The sequence below is a fragment of the Modestobacter sp. URMC 112 genome (genome assembly GCF_053502575.1).
Map to the genome: position 1 here is coordinate 2,975,675 of NZ_CP199957.1, position 15,538 is coordinate 2,991,212.

At 74.8% G+C, this 15,538-nt stretch carries 16 protein-coding genes; all 16 read right to left on the minus strand.

The window, feature by feature from the left end:
• Positions 1-33 precede the first annotated feature (33 nt).
• The 16 genes from ACWIX6_RS13960 to ACWIX6_RS14035 all read right to left on the minus strand — a co-directional run bounded on the left by ACWIX6_RS13960 (position 34) and on the right by ACWIX6_RS14035 (position 15,515).
• On the minus strand, positions 34-2,433 hold the full coding sequence (locus ACWIX6_RS13960) for a RelA/SpoT family protein (protein ID WP_448613032.1): 2,400 nt from the start codon (positions 2,431-2,433) through the stop codon (positions 34-36).
• A gap of 110 nt (positions 2,434-2,543) precedes the next feature.
• Complete coding sequence (locus ACWIX6_RS13965) at positions 2,544-3,134, minus strand: adenine phosphoribosyltransferase (protein ID WP_448613033.1); 591 nt, start codon at positions 3,132-3,134, stop codon at positions 2,544-2,546.
• On the minus strand, positions 3,131-4,543 hold the full coding sequence (gene secF / locus ACWIX6_RS13970; RefSeq protein WP_448613034.1) for a protein translocase subunit SecF: 1,413 nt from the start codon (positions 4,541-4,543) through the stop codon (positions 3,131-3,133). The genes ACWIX6_RS13965 and secF overlap by 4 nt, the downstream gene beginning before the upstream one ends.
• Positions 4,540-6,168 (minus strand): protein translocase subunit SecD, encoded by a 1,629-nt coding sequence (gene secD / locus ACWIX6_RS13975; protein WP_448613035.1) that lies wholly within the window; start codon positions 6,166-6,168, stop codon positions 4,540-4,542. Before secD ends, secF begins: the two co-directional genes overlap by 4 nt.
• A gap of 13 nt (positions 6,169-6,181) precedes the next feature.
• Positions 6,182-6,523: a preprotein translocase subunit YajC gene (gene yajC / locus ACWIX6_RS13980; protein ID WP_448613036.1), complete on the minus strand. Its 342-nt coding sequence runs from the start codon at positions 6,521-6,523 to the stop codon at positions 6,182-6,184.
• Positions 6,524-6,668: 145 nt separating this feature from the next.
• Positions 6,669-7,796: a Holliday junction branch migration DNA helicase RuvB gene (ruvB, locus tag ACWIX6_RS13985; protein ID WP_448613037.1), complete on the minus strand. Its 1,128-nt coding sequence runs from the start codon at positions 7,794-7,796 to the stop codon at positions 6,669-6,671.
• Between the two features lie 4 nt (positions 7,797-7,800).
• The gene (ruvA, locus tag ACWIX6_RS13990; protein WP_448613038.1) at positions 7,801-8,448 is read right to left on the minus strand and encodes a Holliday junction branch migration protein RuvA; all 648 of its coding nucleotides are present in this window, start codon (positions 8,446-8,448) and stop codon (positions 7,801-7,803) included.
• Positions 8,445-9,014: a crossover junction endodeoxyribonuclease RuvC gene (gene ruvC, locus ACWIX6_RS13995; RefSeq protein ID WP_448613039.1), complete on the minus strand. Its 570-nt coding sequence runs from the start codon at positions 9,012-9,014 to the stop codon at positions 8,445-8,447. The genes ruvA and ruvC overlap by 4 nt, the downstream gene beginning before the upstream one ends.
• A 176-nt stretch (positions 9,015-9,190) precedes the next feature.
• Positions 9,191-9,943: a YebC/PmpR family DNA-binding transcriptional regulator gene (locus ACWIX6_RS14000; protein WP_448613040.1), complete on the minus strand. Its 753-nt coding sequence runs from the start codon at positions 9,941-9,943 to the stop codon at positions 9,191-9,193.
• Positions 9,940-10,644 (minus strand): pyridoxal 5'-phosphate synthase glutaminase subunit PdxT, encoded by a 705-nt coding sequence (gene pdxT / locus ACWIX6_RS14005; protein WP_448613041.1) that lies wholly within the window; start codon positions 10,642-10,644, stop codon positions 9,940-9,942. Before pdxT ends, ACWIX6_RS14000 begins: the two co-directional genes overlap by 4 nt.
• On the minus strand, positions 10,641-11,573 hold the full coding sequence (gene pdxS / locus ACWIX6_RS14010; protein ID WP_448613042.1) for a pyridoxal 5'-phosphate synthase lyase subunit PdxS: 933 nt from the start codon (positions 11,571-11,573) through the stop codon (positions 10,641-10,643). The genes pdxT and pdxS overlap by 4 nt, the downstream gene beginning before the upstream one ends.
• 47 nt (positions 11,574-11,620) lie before the next feature.
• A complete protein-coding gene (locus ACWIX6_RS14015; protein ID WP_448613043.1) occupies positions 11,621-12,160 on the minus strand; it encodes a hypothetical protein in 540 nt (179 codons plus the stop codon).
• Between the two features lie 11 nt (positions 12,161-12,171).
• Entirely contained in the window at positions 12,172-13,392 is a 1,221-nt protein-coding gene (locus ACWIX6_RS14020; RefSeq protein WP_448613044.1) for a glycosyltransferase family 4 protein, read from the minus strand.
• Positions 13,392-14,363, minus strand: coding sequence for a phosphatidylinositol mannoside acyltransferase (locus ACWIX6_RS14025; RefSeq protein WP_448613045.1), 972 nt, complete (start codon positions 14,361-14,363; stop codon positions 13,392-13,394). The genes ACWIX6_RS14020 and ACWIX6_RS14025 overlap by 1 nt, the downstream gene beginning before the upstream one ends.
• Positions 14,360-15,004: a phosphatidylinositol phosphate synthase gene (gene pgsA / locus ACWIX6_RS14030; protein WP_448613046.1), complete on the minus strand. Its 645-nt coding sequence runs from the start codon at positions 15,002-15,004 to the stop codon at positions 14,360-14,362. Before pgsA ends, ACWIX6_RS14025 begins: the two co-directional genes overlap by 4 nt.
• A 1-nt stretch (position 15,005) precedes the next feature.
• Entirely contained in the window at positions 15,006-15,515 is a 510-nt protein-coding gene (locus ACWIX6_RS14035) for an HIT family protein (protein WP_448613047.1), read from the minus strand.
• Between the last annotated feature and the right edge of the window lie 23 nt (positions 15,516-15,538).

The following is a 15,538-nucleotide window of genomic DNA, read 5'->3' on the forward strand; positions in this document are numbered from 1 at the left end:
CTTGCGAGTGGTGGGGGGCGAGGGGGTCCTTCTTCAGGCGGTGACGCGCTCGACGTCGAAGACGCCGTCGACGTTCTTCACCGTCTGCAGCACGGCGCCCAGGTGTGCGGGGTCGGCCAGCTCGAAGGTGAACCGGCTGATCGCCACCCGGTCCCGGCTGGTCTGCACCGAGGCGGAGAGGATGTTGACCCGCTCGTCGGCCAGCGCGCGGGTCACGTCGGAGAGCAGCCGGTGCCGGTCCAGGGCCTCCACCTGGATGGCGACCAGGAACACCGCCCCCGGCTGGGAGGCCCACTCGACCTCGACCAGCCGCTCGGGCTTGGTCTGCAGGTCCGCGGCGTTGGTGCAGTCGGTGCGGTGCACGCTGACGCCGCCGCCCCGGGTGACGAAGCCCAGGATGTCGTCGCCGGGGACCGGCGTGCAGCACTTGGCGAGCTTGGCCCACACGTCGGTCATGCCGTGCACGACGACGCCCGGGTCGCCCCCGGCGCTGCGGACGGCCGTGCGCCGGGTGGGGATCGCCGTCTCGGCGATGTCCTCGGCGGCCCCCTCGGACCCGCCGAGCGCGGTGAGCAGCTTCTCCACCAGGGACGCCGCCGAGACCTGGTTCTCCCCCACGGCGGCGTACAGCGCGCTCACGTCGGGGTAGTGCAGGTCGGCGGCCAGGGTGGCCAGCGCGTCGCCGCCGAGCAGCCGCTGCAGCGGCAGGCCCTGCTTGCGCATGGCCTTGGTGAGGGCGTCCTTGCCGTCCTCGACGGCGTCCTCGCGGCGCTCCTTGGTGAACCACTGCCGGATCTTCGTGCGCGCCCGGGAGGACCCGACGAAGGACAGCCAGTCCTTGGAGGGACCGGCCGTGGGCGAGCGGGAGGTGAAGACCTCGACCACGTCGCCGTTGGACAACTTGCTCTCCAGCGACACCAGGTTGCCGTTGACCCGGGCGCCGATGCACCGGTGCCCGACCTCGGTGTGCACCGCGTAGGCGAAGTCGACCGGGGTGGACTCCCCGGGCAGGCTGATCACGTCGCCCTTGGGCGTGAAGACGAAGACCTCCTGCGGGCCGAGGTCGTAGCGCAGCGTCTCGAGGAACTCGCCGGGCTCCTGGGCTTCGCGCTGCCAGTCCAGCAGCTGGCGCAGCCACAGCATGTCGTCGCCGACCGGGCCGGTGGTCGCCGGCGCCCCGGCGGCGCGGGCCTTCTCCTTGTACTTCCAGTGCGCCGCGATGCCGTACTCGGCGGTGCGGTGCATGTCGTGGGTGCGGATCTGCAGCTCCACCGGCTTGCCCTGCGGCCCGATCACCGTGGTGTGCAGCGACTGGTACATGTTGAACTTCGGCATCGCCACGAAGTCCTTGAAGCGGCCCGGCACCGGCTGCCAGTGCGCGTGCATGATGCCCAGCGCCGCGTAGCAGTCGCGCACCGAGTCGACCAGCACGCGGATCCCGACCAGGTCCCAGATGTCGGTGAAGTCCCGGCCGCGGACGATCATCTTCTGGTAGATCGAGTAGTAGTGCTTGGGCCGGCCGGTGACGGTCGCCTCGATGTTGGCGCCCTTGAGCTGCTCGGTGACCGCCGAGGTGACCTCGGTCAGGTAGGTGTCCCGGGACGGGGCGCGCTCGGCGACCAGCCGCACGATCTCGTCGTACCGCTTGGGGTAGAGGGTGGCGAACGCCAGGTCCTCCAGCTCCCACTTGATGGTGTTCATCCCCAGCCGGTGGGCCAGCGGGGCGAGGATCTCCAGCGTCTCGCGCGCCTTCTTCTCCTGCTTCTCCGGCGGGAGGAACCGCAGCGTGCGCATGTTGTGCAGCCGGTCGGCCAGCTTGATGACCAGCACCCGGGGGTCGCGGGCCATCGCCACGATCATCTTGCGGATGGTCTCGGCCTGCGCCGCGTCCCCGTACTTGACCTTGTCGATCTTGGTCACGCCGTCGACGAGGTAGGCCACCTCGGAGCCGAAGTCGGCGGTGATCGACTCCAGCGTGGCGCCGGTGTCCTCGACGGTGTCGTGCAGCAGCGCGGCGACCAGCGTGGTGGTGTCCATCCCCAGCCCGGCGAGCACCGTCGCGACGGCGAGCGGGTGGGTGATGTAGGGGTCGCCGCTCTTGCGCTTCTGGTCGGCGTGCGCGGCCTCGGCGACGTCGTAGGCCCGCTGCAGCAGCACCAGGTCGGCCTTGGGGTGGCTCTGCCGGTGCAGCGCGGCCAGCGGCTCGAGGACCGGCCGGATCTCGGTCGTCCGCGGGCTGGCCATGATGCGGCGGGCGAGCCGGTCGCGTACCCGGCGGCGCGGGGCGACGTCGGCGCCGGCCGCCGGTTCCGGGGCCACGTCGTCGGGACGGCGGACGGCGGGACGCTCGGGCAGGGCCGGGCGGGGCGTGCGGGTGTCCTCCTCCGCGGCGGGCGCGTCGGAGGTCCGCGGGGCGGCGACGTCCGAGGCCACGGGAGCTCCTGCCCTGTTGAGGAGGTGCGACGCCTCCATGCTAGCCGGGAGTGTCGCGCGGACACGGTAACCGGTCATCCGGTCGGGTCGGTCCGCGGGTGCTGCGTCGCTCAGGTCCGCCAGAGGGCGTGCACCGGGTGCGGGGCGATCCGCTGCCGGCCGCCGAGGGCGACCAGCTCCACGACCACCGACACCCCGGTGACCACGCCCCCGAGCCGCTCGATCAGGGTGATCGCCGCGGCCAGCGTGCCGCCGGTGGCCAGCACGTCGTCCACGAGCAGGACCCGCTGGCCGGGCCCGATGGAGTCGGTGTGCAGCTCCAGCGTCGCGGTCCCGTACTCCAGCGAGTACTCCGCCGACACCCGCTCGCGGGGCAGCTTGCCGGCCTTGCGGATCGGCACCACGCCGGTGCCGGCGTCCAGCGCGACCGCCGCGGCCAGCAGGAAGCCGCGGGCCTCCACGCCGGCGACGACGTCGAAGGCCGGTCCGTCCCCGCCGACCAGCGCGGCGGCACGCGGGTCGACCACGGACGGCTCGGCCAGCCCGCCGACCACCCGGCGGAAGGCCGCCGCGTCGGCGAAGACCGGGGTCAGGTCGCGGAACACCACGCCGGGCTCGGGGAAGTCGGGGACGTCGACCGACAGGCCGGCGATCAGCTCGTCGACCGGCGTCCCGCCGTCCTGTGCGGCGGCCGAGGTCACCGGCGCTTCTTGCCGGGGCCGCGCTGGGGGCGCTGCCCGGGCCGGGGTGCCGTCGCGCGCGTCGCCCCGGTGGCGCGGGGCGTCGGGCGGACCGAGTCCGGCGACTCCACCGGCACGTCGGCAGTGGGGCGTTCCGGCAGCGCCGCGGGACGCTCGGCGAGCGCCACCGCGGTGGCGCCACCGCGGGCACGGCGCGCGGAGGCCACCGGCGCGGCGGTGCGGGCCCCGCCCTGCCGGGCCTCGGACGACCGGCGGGCGAGCACGCGCCTGCGCAGCGCCTGCTGCTCGGGGTCGCGCTCCTTGAGGCTGACCAGCACCGGCGTGGCCAGGAAGATCGAGCTGTAGGCGCCGGCAGCCAGACCGACGAAGAGCACCAGCGCGAGGTCCTTGAGGGTGCCCACGCCGAGCAGCCCCGCGCCGACGAACAGCAGCCCGGCGACCGGCAGCAGCGCGATCACCGACGTGTTGATCGAGCGCATGAGCGTCTGGTTGACCGCCAGGTTGGCCGCCTCCCCGTAGGTCATCCGGGCGCTCTTGTCCAGGTCCTTGGTGTTCTCGTCGACCTTGTCGAAGACGACGACGGTGTCGTAGAGGGAGAAGCCGAGGATGGTCAGCAGGCCGATCACCGTCGACGGGGAGACCTCGAACCCGATCAGCGCGTAGACGCCGGCGGTGACCAGGAGGTCGTGCAGCAGGGCGAGGATCGCCGCGACCGCCATCTTCGGCTGGAAGCGGACGGCGAGGAAGAGCATCACCGCGACCAGGAAGACGACGAGCGCGATGAGCGCCTGGTCGGTGACGTCCTGGCCCCAGTCGGCGCTCACCGACTGGGGGCTGACGTCCTGCGTCGGGACGCCGGCGGCCTCGGCCACCGCCGCGACGACGGCGGACTCGGTGTCGTTGTCCAGGGTGGCGGTGCGCAGCAGCACCGAGTTGCCGCCGACCACCTGAGCGGTGGCGACCTCGGCGCCGGCGTCCTCGGCCGCCGTCCGGACGTCGGCGAGCTGGGCGCTGGTGGCCGGCACCCGGATGCTGTTGCCCCCGGCGAAGTCGATGCCGAAGTTGAAGCCTCGCACCACCATCGCCAGCAGGCAGAGCAGCACGACGACCGCGGTCACCCGGTACCAGAACCGGCGCCGGCCGACGACGTCCAGGCCGGCCTCCCCGTTGTACAGCCGGGAGGCCAGCGAGGACCGCGCCGCACCGGGGGTGGGCTCCCCCTCGGCGGGGAGGCCCGCGTCGGCGAGGGCGGTGTCGTCGGCCGACGCCGCGGCGTCCTCGCGGACGTCGGCCTCGTCGACGGTCTCCTCGGCGGCGCGGTCCTCCGCGCCGGGGGCGTCGGCCGGGTCGGTGCCGGCCGGCCGGCCGGTGGCCTCCGGGCCCGCGGGCTGGCGGGGCGTGCCGGTCATCGGGTGCTCCTGTCGGTGCGGGTGCCGCCGGCCCCGGCGGCCGGGCTGCCGGCACCGGCCCCGACCAGCTCGCGGCGGGGTGCGGCGGGCGTGGCCGGGCCGCGCGGGGTGTGGCCGACCTGGCCCAGGCCGCTGAACCGGTTGTTCGCGAAGCCCTTGCGGCGGCTGAGCACGGCCATCAGCGGGTGGGTGAACAGGAAGACGACGACCAGGTCCAGCACGGTGGACATGCCGAGGGTGAACGCGAAGCCCTTCACGTCGCCGATGGCCAGCACGTACAGGATCGCCGCGGCCAGGAAGCTCACCGCGTCGGCGGACAGGATCGTCCGGCGGGCGCGGACCCAGGCCCGCGGCGTGGCGCTGCGCAGCGTGCGGCCCTCGCGGACCTCGTCCTTGAGCCGCTCGAAGTAGACGACGAAGGAGTCGGCGGTGATGCCGATCGAGACGATGAACCCGGCGATGCCGGCCAGGCTCAGCGCGAAGCCGATCTCCCGGCCGAGCAGCACCAGCGTGGCGTAGACGACGACCGCGGACAGCACCAGGCTGGCGATCATCACCAGCCCGAGCAGCCGGTAGTAGAAGAGCGCGTAGACGAACACCAGCGCGACGCCGAGCGCCCCGGCGATGAGTCCGGCGCGCAGCTGCTCGCTGCCCAGCTCCGTGGACACCGACTGGGCGTTGGCCTGGGTGAAGGTCAGCGGGAGGGCGCCGTACTTCAGCTGGTTGGCCAGCGTGGTGGCGTCCTCCTGGGTGAACTCACCGGTGATCTGGGTGGTCCCGCCCGGGATGGCACTGGTGATCGTGGGCGCGGACACCACCCGGCCGTCCAGGGTGATCGCCACCCGGTTGTTCACGTTGGCGGCGGTGTAGGTGGCCCAGATCGCCGAACCCTCGTTGTCCAGGTCGAGGTTGACCACCCAGGCGCCGGTGCCGGTCTCGGTGCCGGCCGCCGCGTCGGTGACCGCGGTCCCCTCGAGCACCGCGGGGCCCAGGAGGTACTTGGTGGTCCCGTCCTCCGAGCACGAGGTGATGTGGTCGGTGGACCGGTCCACCACGCCGGTGCTGGCGTCGGCCGGGTCGCAGGTCAGCGTGGCGAACTCGGCGGCCGCCTGCTCCTGGGTGACCGCCGGCGCGTCCGGGTCGGGGGCGTCGGTGTCGGTCACCGCGTCGGTGGGGGCCGCGGCGTCCGAGGGCGCTGCCGGGTCCGTGGGGGCCGCCGGGTCGGTGGGAGCTGCCGGGTCGGTCGGCGCCGCGGGCCCGACGTCGAGCACGGGGCGGAACCGCAGCTGGGCGGTGGCGCCGAGCTCGCGGGCGCGCTCGCCGTCGTCACCGGGCACCGAGATGACGATGTTGCTGTCGCCCTCGGTGACCACCTCGGCCTCGGCGACACCGAGGCCGTTGACCCGCTGCTCGATGATCTGGCGGGCCAGTTCGAGGTCCTCGCGGGCGGGGGCCTGGCCGTCGGGGGTCCGGGCGGTCAGCGTGACCGTCGTCCCGCCTTGCAGGTCCAAGCCCAGCTGGGGGGTGCGCTGGTCGCCGGTGAGGAAGATCAGCGCGTACATCCCCGCGACGATGAGCAGGAACGCCGCGAAGTAGCGGCGGGCGGGCAGTTGCCGGGCAGCCATGGGTGCTCCCCGCTCAGCGGGTGCGGTCGGTGGGGTCGCCGTCGCCGTCGGCGTACGGCGTCCCGTCGCCCACGGCACCGGTCGTCCCGCCGGTGGCGGTGGCGCCGCGGACCTCCAGGACCGCCGCGCGGACGAAGGTGACGACGACGCCCGGGGCGATCTCCACGTCCACGGTGCCCTCGCCCAGACCGGCGACCGTGCCGTGCATGCCGCTGGTCATCATGATCGGGGTGCCGACGGTGAGCGACTCCTGCAGCGCCTGCTGCTTCGCCTGGATCGACTTGCGCTGCCGGGCCGGCAACACGATCAGCAGCACGAACGCCAGGACGATCAGGATGAGCGGGAACAGTTCCACGACTGGAGAGCCTCTCTACCGCGGCGGACTCCCGCGGTGGGTGCGGCCCGGGTGTCGGGCCGCTCGGGGTGCATCGGCGCCGGCGCGCGAGGCGGGGCGCGGGCTGGCCCGGACGCCGCCGGGTTGCGGACCAGCGCAGAGGAGTCTAGGCGTCGAACAGCGTCTGTGACGACGACCCGTCCAGCGGCGGGTCGCCGCTCCCCCCACCGAGGGTGAGCCCGCCGCGCGGGAGCGGCCGGCCCAGGTGACGGAACGCCGCCTCGGTGGCCACCCGGCCGCGGGGGGTGCGGGCGAGCAGGCCGGCCCGGACCAGGAACGGCTCGCAGACCTCCTCGACGGTGTTGGGCTCCTCCCCCACCGACACCGCGAGCGTCGCCACGCCCACCGGGCCGCCGCCGAAGCGGACCACCAGCGACTCCAGGACGGCGCGGTCCAGCCGGTCCAGCCCCAGGTCGTCGACGTCGTAGAGGGCCAGCGCGGCCCGGGCCACGTCGCGGGTGACCCGGCCGTCGGCGCGGACCTCGGCGAAGTCGCGCACCCGGCGCAGCAGCCGGTTGGCGATCCGGGGCGTGCCGCGGGAGCGGCCGGCGATCTCGGCGGAGCCGTCGTCGGTCAGCGCGACGCCCAGCAGGTCGGCGCTGCGGGCGAGCACCTTCTGCAGGTCGGCGGTCTCGTAGAACTCCATCTGCCCGACGAAGCCGAACCGGTCACGCAGCGGGCCGGTGAGCAGGCCGGCCCGGGTGGTGGCGCCGACCAGGGTGAACGGGCTGATCTCCAGCGGGATGGCGGTGGCGCCGGGCCCCTTGCCGACCACGACGTCGACCCGGAAGTCCTCCATCGCCATGTACAGCAGTTCCTCGGCGGGGCGGGCGATGCGGTGGATCTCGTCGATGAACAGCACGTCGCCGTGCCCGAGGTTGGACAGCATCGCGGCCAGGTCGCCGGACCGCTCGATCGCCGGGCCGCTGGTGATCTTCACCGACGTGCCCAGCTCCGAGCCGATGATGAGCGCCAGGCTGGTCTTGCCCAGCCCGGGCGGGCCGGAGAGCAGGACGTGGTCCGGGGGCCGGCCGCGCCGCTTGGCCCCCTCCAGCACCAGGTCCAGCTGCCGGGCGACCTTGGGCTGGCCGATGAACTCGGCCAGCGAGTGCGGCCGCAGCGCGGACTCGACCACCCGTTCCTCGTCACCGGCCGCGGCCGAGACCGCCGGGTCGCGGCCGGGGCCCAGCGCGGCGGAGTCGGCGTGCAGCGGCCGGTCGAAGGACGAGGTCACGGCCTCAGGACCGCCCCAGCAGCTGCAGCGCCGAGCGGAGCAGCACGGCCACGTCGACCGCGCCGGACGCGGCCTGCTGCTCGGCGGCGACCGGGTCGAGCGCGGTCAGCGCGGTCTCGGCCTCCCGGGAGGACCAGCCCAGCTGGACGATGGCGGCGGTCAGCTGGTCCCGCCAGGGCGCGACCGGGGTGATCGGGCCGAGCCCGGTGGGCAGCGGGCCGGCACCGCCGTCCAGGGAGGTGTCGCTGCTGGTGACGCCGAGCCGGTCGCGCAGCTCGAGGACCAGCCGCTCGGCGCCCTTCTTGCCGATGCCCGGGACCTGCATGAGCGCCTTGAGGTCGCCCATCGAGACCGCCCGCCGCACCTCGCGCGGCGGGTGGATGGCCAGCACCGCCTGGGCCAGCCGCGGGCCCACGCCGTTGGCGGTCTGCAGCAGCTCGAACAGCTGGCGCTCGTCGTCGTCGGCGAAGCCGTAGAGGGTGAGGGAGTCCTCCCGGACGACCAGGCTCGTCGACAGCCGGGCCTGCTCGCCGACCTGCAGCCGGGCGATGGTGCCGGGGGTGCACTGCACGGTGAGGCCGACCCCACCAACCTCGACGACCGCACCGTCGGGCGAGACGGCGGCCACCCGGCCGTTGACCGAGGCGATCACCGTCCCACCCCCGTCCAGCGGGTGGAGGGACGGGCGCCGTACCCGGCGACGCCTGCCGAGGTGGCCAGGGCGGCGACGCGCAGCCGGTCCTGGGCGGGTCCGCGCCAGACGTGGCAGACGGCCAGCGCCAGGGCGTCAGCGGCGTCGGCCGGCTTCGGAGGGCTGGTGAGCCCCAGCACCCGGGTGACCATCAGGGTGACCTGCTCCTTGTCCGCGCGGCCGCTGCCGGAGATGGCGGCCTTGACCTCGCTGGGGGTGTGCCAGGCGACCGGGAGGCCGGCCTGGGCGGCGGCGAGGGCGGCGACCCCGGCGGCCTGCGCCGTGCCGGTCGCCGTCCCCTTGTTGTTCTGGGTGAACACGCGCTCGATCGCGACGGTGGCCGGCCGGTGCTCCCGGATCAGGGCGGCCACCGCGCTGTGCACCTCGAGCAGGCGCAGTTCCAGGTCGAGGTCCGGGGAGCTGCGCACCACGCCCACCCCGACCGCGGTGGGCCGGGCACCGGGCCGGCCGTCCACCACGCCCCAGCCACACCGGGTGAGGCCCGGGTCGATGCCGAGCACCAGCATGAGGCCCCCTCGTCGCACGAACACCTGTTCGAGCAACGCTAACCGGGGAAGCTGACGGAACCACCCCGACACGCTCGCCGAGGAGCTTTCGGTACCGAGAGCCCCACGGCCCCACTGCCGTGGCCCCGTCCAGAGGCTCACCCCGAGCTCGCGAGGGGTGAGGAGGACGGGGTCCTTCAAGCGTCGATCTTCTCCATGACCTCGTCGGACACGTCGTAGTTCGCGTAGACGTTCTGCACGTCGTCGCAGTCCTCGAGCGCGTCGATCAGCCGGAACACCTTGCCCGCGGTGTCCGCGTCGAGCTCGACCTGGACGCTGGGGGTGAACCCCACGTCGGCGGAGTCGTACTCGATGCCGGCGTCCTGCAGGGCGGTGCGGACGGCGACCAGGTCACCGGGCTCGCAGACCACCTCGAAGGTGTCCCCCAGGTCCCGCACCTCCTCGGCGCCGGCGTCCAGGACGGCCATCAGCACGTCGTCCTCGGTGGTCCCGGGCCGGGGCACGACGACGACGCCCTTGCGGGAGAACAGGTAGGACACCGAGCCCGGGTCGGCCATGTTCCCGCCGTTGCGGGTCATGGCCGTGCGGACCTCCATCGCCGACCGGTTCTTGTTGTCGGTGAGGCACTCGATGAGCACCGCTACGCCACCGGCGGCGTAGCCCTCGTAGGTGATGTTCTGGTAGTCGACGCCGCCGGCCTCCAGGCCCGCGCCGCGCTTGACCGCCCGGTCGATGTTGTCGTTGGGGACCGAGGTCTTCTTCGCCTTCTGGATGGCGTCGAACAGGGTCGGGTTGCCCGCCGGGTCTCCCCCGCCGGTGCGGGCCGCCACCTCGATGTTCTTGATCAGCTTGGCGAAGAGCTTGCCCCGCTTGGCGTCGATCCCGGCCTTCTTGTGCTTGGTCGTCGCCCACTTGGAATGGCCGCTCACGGCTCGTTGCCTCCTCGATCGCCGGCGCCCAGCTCGGCACCGTGTACGTCGTCGTCCCGGGCGGCTCGCACCAGGTCCACGAACAGCGCGTGCACCCGGGTGTCCCCGGTCAGCTCGGGGTGGAAGCTGGTGGCCACCAGCCGGCCCTGCCGGACGGCGACGACCTTACCGTCGGCCGCTCCGCCGACGACCCGCCCGAGGACCTCCACCCCGGGGCCGGCCTGCTCGACCCACGGCGCGCGGATGAAGACCGCGTGCAGCGGCCCGCCCGCGACCCCGGCCAGCTCGACCTCGGACTCGAACGAGTCGACCTGCCGGCCGAAGGCGTTGCGCCGGACGGTGACGTCCAGCCCGCCGATGGTCCGCTGGTCGGCGGGGGCGTCCAGGATCCGGTCGGCCAGCATGATCATCCCGGCGCACGAGCCGTAGGCGGGCAGCCCGTGCCGGACGGCGGCGCGCAGCGGCTCGAGCAGCCCGAACCGGTCGGCGAGCTTGACCATGGTGGTCGACTCGCCGCCGGGGACGACCAGCCCGTCCACGGCGGCCAGCTCCTCGGGACGGCGGACGGCCACCGGCTCCGCGCCCAGCCCGGCCAGCACCGCCAGGTGCTCCCGGACGTCGCCCTGCAGCGCGAGCACCCCCACCACCGGGGCGGACGCCGGCCGCAGGACCGCCGACCCGGGTGCCGTCGCGGTGGTCACCAGCCGCGGGTGGCGTACCGCTCGCTGTCGGGCAGCGTGCTGACGTTGATGCCGACCATCGCCTCGCCCAGGCCGCGGGAGACCTTGGCGATGACGTCCGGGTCGTCGTGGAAGGTGGTGGCCTGCACGATCGCCGCGGCGCGGGTGGCCGGGTCGCCGGACTTGAAGATGCCCGAGCCGACGAACACGCCCTCGGCGCCCAGCTGCATCATCATCGCCGCGTCGGCGGGGGTGGCGATGCCGCCGGCGGTGAAGAGCACGACCGGCAGCTTGCCCAGCCGGGCGACCTCGGCGACCAGGTCGTAGGGGGCGCGCAGCTCCTTGGCCGCGACGAACAGCTCGGTCTCGTCCAGCGTGCCCAGCGCCTTGATGCCGGCCCGGATGCACCGCATGTGCCGGGTGGCCTCCACGACGTTGCCGGTGCCGGCCTCGCCCTTGGAGCGGATCATCGCCGCGCCCTCGGAGATCCGCCGCAGCGCCTCGCCCAGGTCGGTGGCCCCGCAGACGAACGGCACGGTGAACGCGCTCTTGGCGATGTGGTGGGCCTCGTCGGCCGGGGTGAGCACCTCGGACTCGTCGATGTAGTCGACCCCGAGGCTCTGCAGCACCTGGGCCTCGACGAAGTGGCCGATCCGGGCCTTGGCCATCACCGGGATGGTGACCGCGCCGATGATCCCGTCGATCATGTCGGGGTCGCTCATCCGGGCGATCCCGCCCTGCGCGCGGATGTCGGCCGGGACGCGCTCGAGGGCCATGACGGCCACCGCGCCGGCGTCCTCGGCGATCTTCGCCTGCTCGGGGGTGACGACGTCCATGATGACGCCGCCCTTGAGCTGCTCGGCCATGCCGCGCTTCACCCGGTCGGTGCCGGTGCCGGTGCCGGGGGTGGCGGTGCTGGTGGCGCTGGACTGCTGGGACTGCTGGGCCACGGGTGCCTCACGGATCGCAGGTGCGGGACAGCCCATCGTACGGCCGCTCAGCGGCGGGCCGGCCCCGCGCCGGCCGCGGCAGAGCCGCTGACCACGGCGTCCTGGCCGTCGTCGATGTCGAAGTAGCGCGGCAGCGGCCGGCGGCCGCGCAGCCGCAGGACCCGGGCCAGCCGCTGCCGGCGCAGCGTCCGGGTGTCCCGGACGGCGTCGTTGTAGAACCGGCGCGCCAGTCCCACCCGCAGGTCGGCGTCGGGCGCCTCGGGCAGCTGGAGCTCGGCCGGCACCCGGCGCAGCGCCCGGCCCAGCGCGTTCTCCGCCGCCTCCCGGTCACCCGCGGACGGCGAGCGGGCGCCCGCCGCGGCCTCGGCCACCACGGTCCGCAGCGGCTCGCCGAGCTCCGGGCCGCGCTCCCGGGCCAGCGCGGCGGCCAGCTCCGCCCGGCGCAGCAGCGCGCCGTCGAGCACCTCCCAGGACCGCCGGACCCGGCCCTCCAGCCGGCGGAGCCGGGTCAGCGTCCACAGCGTCCAGCCGGCCAGCACCAGCAGCGCTGCGCCGGCGAGGAGCAGCAGCGAGGTCCCGGTCGTCACAGAGGACCAGGCTAGTGGCGCACCCGGCGGCGGAAGGGACCCGCGGACGTGCTGTCGGCCTCATCCGGGGTCGACGGGCCGAGCAGCGCCGCGTCGCCGTCCCGGCTGCCGCGCACCGCCGGCCCGCCCACCGGCACGACGGTCTCGTACACCGTCAGGATCCGGGCGGCGACGACGGACCAGTCGTACGCGGCCGCGGCCCGTCGGCCCGCGGCGGTCAGCGCCGCCCGGCGGGCCGGGTCGCGCAGCAGCGCGGAGAGCTCGGCGGCCAGGGCCGCGGGGTCGCCGCGCCGGACGAGCACGCCGGCGGCGCCGTCCTCCAGCACCCGCGCGAAGGCGTCCAGGTCGGCGGCCACCACCGGCGCGCCGGCGGCCATCGCCTCGACCAGCACCACGCCGAAGCTCTCCCCCAGCAGGTTGGGCGCGCAGTACACGTCCACGGACCGGAGGAAGGCGGCCTTGTCGCTCTCGGAGAGCTCGCCGAGCAGCTCCACGTGCGGCCGCAGCTCGTCCCCGACCAGCCGGTCCAGCTCCGCCGGGTCACCGCGGCCGGCGACCAGCAGCCGCGCGGTGGGGTGCTCGGCGACCACCGACCGCATGGCGTCCAGCAGCACCGGCAGGCCCTTGCGCGGCTCGTCGTAGCGCCCCAGGAACCCCACCGTGGGCGCGCCGCCGCGCGAGCGCCCCGGCAGCGTCGGCCCGGTGGCGAAGGCAGGCACGTGCACCCCGTTGGGGATGATCACCGCGTCCCCGCCCAGGTGCTCGACCTGCACGCGGCGGGCGAAGTCCGACACGGCGATCCGGCCGGTGACCCGCTCCAGCCACGGCCGCGCCCAGGGGCCGAGCGCGGCCAGCAGCATCGACCGGGTGGTGGCCGCGTGGAAGGTCGCCACGATCGGGCCGTCGGCGATCATGCACACCAGCAGGGACAGCGACACCGAGGCCGGCTCGTGAACGTGGACGACGTCGAACCGGCCCTCCCGCAGCCACCGGCGGGCCCGCGCGGCGGAGACCAGCCCGAACTGCACGCCGGCTCTCGAGCCGTTGTAGGGCACCGGCACCGCCCGGCCGGAGAAGGTGACGTGCGGGGGCAGCGAGTCCTCGTCCTCGGCCGGGGTCAGCACCCCGACGTGGTGGCCCAGGCCGCGGAGGGTCTCGGCCAGGTCGCGGACGTGGTACTGCACCCCGCCGGGGACGTCCCAGGGGTAGGGGCAGACCAGGCCGATGCGCATCAGCCGACACCCCGGGCGGCCGGGACCGGGCGGTCGCCGCCGGGACCAGCGCCGGGCGCGGGGTCCGGCCCGACCTCGGCCCAGACCCGGCCGAGCACGTGCCAGTCCTCGGGCCGCTGCGCCAGCGTGCCGGCGAAGGCGTCGGCGACCTGCTGCATGCCGGCGGTCACCCGGTCCCGGAGCCGGCCGGGCCCGCCGACGTCCACCGGCGGGTGGACGACGAAGCGCCAGCCGTCGCCGTCGAACTGGCACACCGCCGGCAGCAGCGCGGCCCCGGTGCGGGCGGCCAGCAGCGCCGGCCCGCCGGGCATCGTGCTGGGCAGGCCGAAGAAGGTCACCGGCACGCCGCCGCCGGTCAGGTCGCGGTCCACCAGCAGGCAGGTGGTGCCGCCGTCGGCCAGCCACTCGGCCAGCACCGCCGAGCTGGGCCGCTCGCCGCCGGTCAGCGGGACCACCCGCATGCCCAGGCCCTCCCGGTAGGCGACGAAGCGGCGGTAGAGGGACTCCGGGCGCAGCCGCTCGGCGACGGTGAGGAACGGCCCGCCCAGCCAGTCGACCAGCCAGACGCCGGCGACGTCCCAGTTCCCGCTGTGCGGCAGGGCGATCACGACGCCGCGGCCGGCGGCCCGGGCAGCCTCCAGGTGCTCGCGGCCGACCATCTCCGAGGCGGCGACGACCCGGGCGGTGTCCATGGCCGGCAGCCGGAAGGCCTCCCGCCAGTACCGGGCGTAGGACCGCATCGCCCGGCGGGTGAGCGCGTCCAGCGCGGCGTCGTCGAGGCGGCCGCCGGTGGCCACCCGCAGGTTCGCGCGCAGCTGCCGCACCGCGCGGCCGGCGCGCCGGGCGGCCAGCTCACCGCCGGCCGCGAAGGCCGCCCGGGCCACCGGCTCGGGCAGCAGCCGCACCGCCCGCCAGCCGGCCGCGTAGCCCGCGTCGGCGAGCCGCTCCCGCAGGTCGCCGCTGGAGGTCACGATGCCGGTGGTCCCGACCGGGCCGGGCTCTCCGGGAGCCGCCGTCCCTTCGACCCGCGGTACACCGCGACCACCCGCTGGCCGACCGTGACGGCGCTGCCGACCGTCAGCACCCACAGCGCCACGTGCAGCGCGTACGGGATGCCCAGACCGGTGAACCCGGTGCCGACCAGCACCAGGATCAGCCGTTCGGTGCGTTCCACGACGCCCACGTCGCAGGGGATGCCGACGCCCTCGGCGCGGGCCTTGACGTAGGAGGTGAGCACGCCGAGCACCAGGCAGAGCAGGGCCAGCAGCACGATCAGCCGGTTGTCGCCGGCGCCGGAGGACCACCACACCAGCCCGCCGAAGATCGCCGCGTCGGCGGCCCGGTCGCCGGTGGAGTCCAGCACCGCACCGAACAGCGAACCGCCGCCGCGGGCCCGGGCCAGCGCGCCGTCGAGCATGTCCAGCAGCACGAAGACGGTGACCGCGAACGCGCCCCAGAACAGCCACCCGTTGCCGATCAGGAAGACCGCGGAGGCGACCGCGCCCAGCGTGCCGGTGAGGGTCACCGCGTCCGCGGTCACCCCCATCCGCACCAGGGCGGCGACGACGGGGGCCCAGAACCGGGCGACCGCGGGCCGGAGGCCGCCGAGCACCTCAGTCCCCCGCCGACCCGGCCGGGGGCCAGGCGCCGGCCAGCAGCGCCCGGGTCTCGGTCAGCACCTGCGGCAGCACCCGGGTCAGGCCGACCACGGGCATGAAGTTGGTGTCCCCGCCCCAGCGGGGCACGGCGTGCTGGTGCAGGTGGTCGGCGATGCCGGCGCCGGCCACCGAGCCCTGGTTCATGCCGATGTTGAACCCGTGGGCTCCGCTGACGCCGCGCACCACGCGCATCGCGGTCTGGGTGAAGGCGCCGAGCTCGGCGACCTCCGCCGTCGTCAGGTCGGTGTAGTCGGGCACGTGCCGGTACGGCACCACCATCAGGTGGCCGGCGTTGTAGGGGTAGAGGTTCAGCACGACGAAGACCGTCTCCCCACGCGCCACGATCAGGCCGTCCTCGTCGCTCATCCCCGGGATGAGGCAGAACGGGCAGTCGTGGTCCCCGGTCGGCTTCCCCTCGCCGCGGATGTAGGCCATCCGGTACGGCGTCCACAGGTGCTCGAACACCGAGGTCGGGCCTCCGTCGCCGG

Bases quoted from the DNA above. Each gene is read 5' to 3' on its own strand.
- secF (WP_448613034.1), bottom strand. From the start codon at position 4,543: ATGACCGGCACGCCCCGCCAGCCCGCGGGCCCGGAGGCCACCGGCCGG.
- secD (WP_448613035.1), bottom strand. From the start codon at position 6,168: ATGGCTGCCCGGCAACTGCCCGCCCGCCGCTACTTCGCGGCGTTCCTG.
- ruvC (WP_448613039.1), bottom strand. From the start codon at position 9,014: ATGCTGGTGCTCGGCATCGACCCGGGCCTCACCCGGTGTGGCTGGGGC.
- ACWIX6_RS14020 (WP_448613044.1), bottom strand. From the start codon at position 13,392: ATGCGCATCGGCCTGGTCTGCCCCTACCCCTGGGACGTCCCCGGCGGG.